The 4,263-nt window shown below is 72.4% G+C and carries 3 protein-coding genes; all 3 read left to right on the top strand.

Annotated elements, in window-relative coordinates:
* The first annotated feature begins 96 nt into the window (after positions 1–96).
* From LOY02_RS03565 to LOY02_RS03555, 3 genes are read left to right on the top strand one after another with little or no spacing between them, the layout of a single operon-like run.
* Entirely contained in the window at positions 97–1,701 is a 1,605-nt protein-coding gene (locus tag LOY02_RS03565) for an AAA family ATPase (protein ID WP_317180953.1), read from the top strand.
* Positions 1,698–3,068, top strand: coding sequence for a hypothetical protein (locus LOY02_RS03560; protein ID WP_317180952.1), 1,371 nt, complete (start codon positions 1,698–1,700; stop codon positions 3,066–3,068). The genes LOY02_RS03565 and LOY02_RS03560 overlap by 4 nt, the downstream gene beginning before the upstream one ends.
* Positions 3,065–4,114 carry a glutamate ABC transporter substrate-binding protein gene (locus LOY02_RS03555; protein ID WP_317180951.1) on the top strand — a complete coding sequence of 350 codons (1,050 nt, stop codon included), beginning with the start codon at positions 3,065–3,067 and terminating at the stop codon, positions 4,112–4,114. The genes LOY02_RS03560 and LOY02_RS03555 overlap by 4 nt, the downstream gene beginning before the upstream one ends.
* The last annotated feature ends 149 nt before the right edge of the window (positions 4,115–4,263 follow it).

Genomic DNA, 4,263 nt, shown 5'->3' with positions numbered 1-4,263 from the left:
CCCGATTGATGAGCCACCGAGCGATGAGCCACCCGATCAGCACGACGTCCGCGCGAGTGGCACCCGATCCGACCGACCTCCCGAGGGAGCCAGAGAATGACCACTGCTGAGTCCGCGCTCGCCGAGAGCCTCGACGCCCTCGTCGACGTCGCCCGGCTGGCCGGCATCGACCCGGGCGCCGCGCGCGACGAGGGGCTGCGAGTCGCCGCCTCGCTCGCCGAGTCGGTGCCGGGCGCGGCGAGCGAGTGGGGCGCGGTCGCTCTCCCGGCAGTGGCCGATCCTGCGACGGTCAACGAGGCCTTCTTCGAGGCTGCCTCGAAGGGGCGACGCTGGCGACAGCACCCCACGGACCTGCTCGTCGCCCTCGCCGCCGCGCGCAGCCCCCACGCGAGCGACTACGCCGAGGCGCTGACCGAGATCGCCTCCGACGCCGTCATGCTCGGCACCGCCCCGATCTGGGTCATCGCCAACGCCACGGCCGCCAGCGCCACCTACCTCGCCGCGGCGAACAACGTCTCGACGCCGCCCATGAGCGATCGCGTGACCGGATTGCCGCCCCTGCCACCCGGCGTCGGCACCGACGCCGTCCTGCGCCAGTGGGGCTACCGCCCGGCCGGCCAGCCCGGCGCCGACGCGTCGAGCGGGACCGCGCCCAGCGGCATACGGCCTGATGGTGATCCTGCTGCGGCACAGGCCGACGCGGACGCCACCGCTGCGGAAGCCGAGGCGGCGGAGCCCGCCGAGCCGGAGAAGTCGGTCGAGGAGCTGCTCGCCGAGCTCGACGCGATGATCGGGCTGGGGCGGGTCAAGAAGGAGATCCACCGGCAGGTGGCGCTGCTCAAGGTCGAGAAGATGCGGGTCGAGGCCGGGCTCAAGGCGCCCCGGATGAGCCGGCATCTCATCTTCGTCGGCAACCCCGGCACGGGCAAGACGACCGTCGCCCGCCTCGTCGGGGCGATCTACAAGGCCCTCGGGCTGCTCCCGAAGGGGCAGCTCGTCGAGGTGGACCGCTCGGAGCTCGTCGCCGGCTACGTCGGCCAGACGGCGATGAAGACTGCCGAGGTCTGCGCCCGCGCGGTCGGCGGCGTGCTCTTCATCGACGAGGCCTACAGCCTCACCGGGGACCAGTTCGCCCAGGAGGCCGTCAACACCCTCGTCAAGGAGATGGAGGACCACCGCGAGGACCTCGTCGTCATCGTCGCCGGCTACCCCGTGCCGATGGTCCACTTCATCGCGCAGAACCCCGGACTCGCGAGCCGGTTCACGACGACCATCGAGTTCGACGACTACTCCGACGACGAGCTCATCGGGATCCTCGACGCGATCGCGGAGAAGGGGGACTACGAGCTCACCGACGACGCGCGGCGCCGCGTGCGCCAGACGCTCGAGGCGACCCCCCGGACCCCGGCCTTCGGCAACGGCCGGTTCGTGCGCAACCTCTTCGAGCACTCCGTCGGCCGACACGCGTGGCGACTCCAGGACGCAGTGGAGCCAACCCGCGACGCCCTGCGTCTACTCACCGAGGAGGACGTCACCGAGCCGCCCGACGATGCTGACGAGGCAGCCGAGACTGCCGAGGCTGACCAGCCCCACCAGGCAGACCAGGATCAGGAGCCGCTCAGGGACGCCCCGGATGGCCCGCCCGAGGCCGGTCCGGCAGGCTCCGAGGACAACCTGACCACCGACGAGGAGCCCAGATGACGAGCGCGCCGAAGACGAACATCCCGGTCGCGGTGCCGGCCGGATCGCGCTCGCCGTTGCCCCCAGCCCCTTCGGCCGCCCGGGCCTCCGGGACCTCTGCCCCCGCGGCCTCGGGCCCCGCGACGATTCGCGGCTCCGGCCAGACGATCCAGTCCGCCTTCACCGGGCTCTTCCAGGGCACTCCCGGCCGCATGCGGCTGCTCGGCATCCTCAGCGTCCTGGCCGCCCTCCTGCTCGGCGGCGCCGCAGCCAACGCCATCCTCGCATCCGAGGCCGCGGCCACGCGGGCCGCGAACAACACCGAGCAGGTGGTGCGGATGCAGTCCATCCACGTCGACCTGCTCCGCGCCGACGCCCTCGCGACCAACGCCTTCCTCGTCGGCGGCCTCGAGACCGCCGAGGCCCGTGCGCAGTACGACACCGCCATGGCGAGTGTCGCCCGCAACATCGCGGCCGGTGCCGCGGACCAGCCGGCCGACGCCAGGGCCCTCGGGGTGCTGGCCGAGCACTCCCAGACCTATGCGGGCCTCGTCGAGCAGGCTCGGTCCAACAACCGGCTCGGGCTGCCCGTGGGCGCGCGCTACCTCACCGAGGCGAGCTCGCTGCTCCGCACGTCGGCCATCCCCGTCGTCGCCGAGGTCGTCGCGACCAACGAGTCCCGGGCCCAGAAGGAGTTCGACCGGTCCGACTCGAGTGTGCAGCTCTTCATCGGCGTCGCGGCTCTCATCGTCCTCGTCCTCGTCGCCGTCTGGCTGGCGAGGCGCACGCATCGCTACCTCAACCCGTCCCTGACACTGGGCCTTGCCCTGCTCGTCGTCGGCCTCTTCGTCGCGGCGACGACGATCGGTGGCATCGGCACGACGACCGCGCAGGTGGCGTCGGGCCACTACCGGCAGGCCGTCGACCTCGCTCACATCCGCACGGCAGCCAATGACGCCCGGGCCAACGAGAGCCTCACCTTGATCCAACGAGGGAGCGGCGCGCGCTACGAGACCGCATGGGTCGCCAATGACGAGGTCGTCCGCGAGATCCTCCGACGCGTCAACGGGACCACCGGGCTCACGGAGCGCTGGGACGCCTACGCCTCGACCCATGAGGAGATCCGTTCGCTCGACGACGGCGGTGCCTGGGAAGACGCAGTCGAGCTCGCGACGACCCAGGACGACAGCGGCGCGACGGCGGCCTTCGTCGCCTTCGACCGCCAGGTGACCGAGCAGCGCGACGCTGCGAGCACCGCCGCCATCGAGCAGCTCGGGGACCTCGGCGGGGGCAGCACCGTCTGGGCCGTCCTCATCGCGCTCCTGTCCCTCATCGCCTCGTGGCTGATCGTGCGAGGTATCGGCCAGCGGATCAAGGAGTACCGATGACGCCCCCGACCCGTGTGCCGAGCAGCTGGAGCCCCCCAGGACGCGGTCATGGCCGTCGGGGCGGTCAGGGCCGTCAGGGCCGTCTCGTCGCCGGCGTCGTCGGTGTCGTCGCAGCCGTTGCCCTCTCGGCCTGCACCGGGGTGACCTACGCCGAGACCCCGCTGCCGACGCCGCAGGTGACGACGACGACCCCTGCGCCCGCTGGGACCCCGGTGACCTGTGACAACGCGACCCAGTCCTACGACCCGCTGCCCTCGATCCCCGCGTCGAGCGCCATCACCGACCGCTCGGTGCGCGCGATCCTCGAGCGTGGCCACCTCGTGGTCGGGGTCTCCGCGGACACCTATCTCTTCGGCGCCCGCGACCCGTTCACGAGCCGGATCGAGGGCTTCGACATCGACATCGCCCGGGCCGTCGCCAAGAGCCTGCTCGGCAGCGAGTCCAAGCTCCGGCTGCGCGTCATCACCGCCGCCGACCGGCTCCAGGTCCTCGCGGACCGCGAGGTCGACATGGTCGCGCGCAACATGACGATGACGTGTGCGCGGTGGCAGGAGATCGCGTTCTCCGCCGAGTACTACCACTCGGGGCAGAAGCTGCTCGTCGCCAAGGACCCGGGCGGCGCGGTGCCCGACACCGGGCTCGAGGACCTCGAGGGCAAGCGGGTGTGTGCGCCCCGCGGGACGTCGACCCTCGAGAAGCTGCGGACGGTCTCCGGCGTCGAAGCAGTCCCCGCCGTCGACCACACGGGGTGCCTCGTCCTCTTCCAGCAGGGCAAGGCCGACGCCATCACGGGCGACGACACCGTCCTCGCCGGGCTCGCCGCGCAGGACCCCTACACCGTCGTCAGCTCGGCGCCCGCGATCACCGACGAGCCCTACGGCCTCGGCTTCAACAAGGAGGACGTCTACCTGACCCGCTACGTCAACCGGCTCCTCGCCGACATGAAGGCCGACGGCCGCTGGAAGGCGATCTACAACCGCTGGCTCGCCGAGCCCCTCGGGCCGGCCCCTGCCCCTCCGGCGGGCGTCCACGGGAGAGATGCCTGATGACCCTGTCCGGCGCCGTGCCGCCTCCCCCGTCCGTGCCGCCTCCGCCGCCGTCCCACGGCTCGGGCAGCCCGGGCGGGCCGGGCAGGCCGGGCGCGGCCGTGGGTTCGAGCGGCTCGAGTGGGCAGGGCAGCTCGAGTGGACCGGGC

Source organism: Intrasporangium sp. (assembly GCF_032907665.1).
GTDB lineage: Bacteria > Actinomycetota > Actinomycetes > Actinomycetales > Dermatophilaceae > Intrasporangium.
The sequence above is the reverse complement of the archived record's forward strand: the minus strand, read 5'-3'. Positions and strand labels throughout refer to the sequence as shown.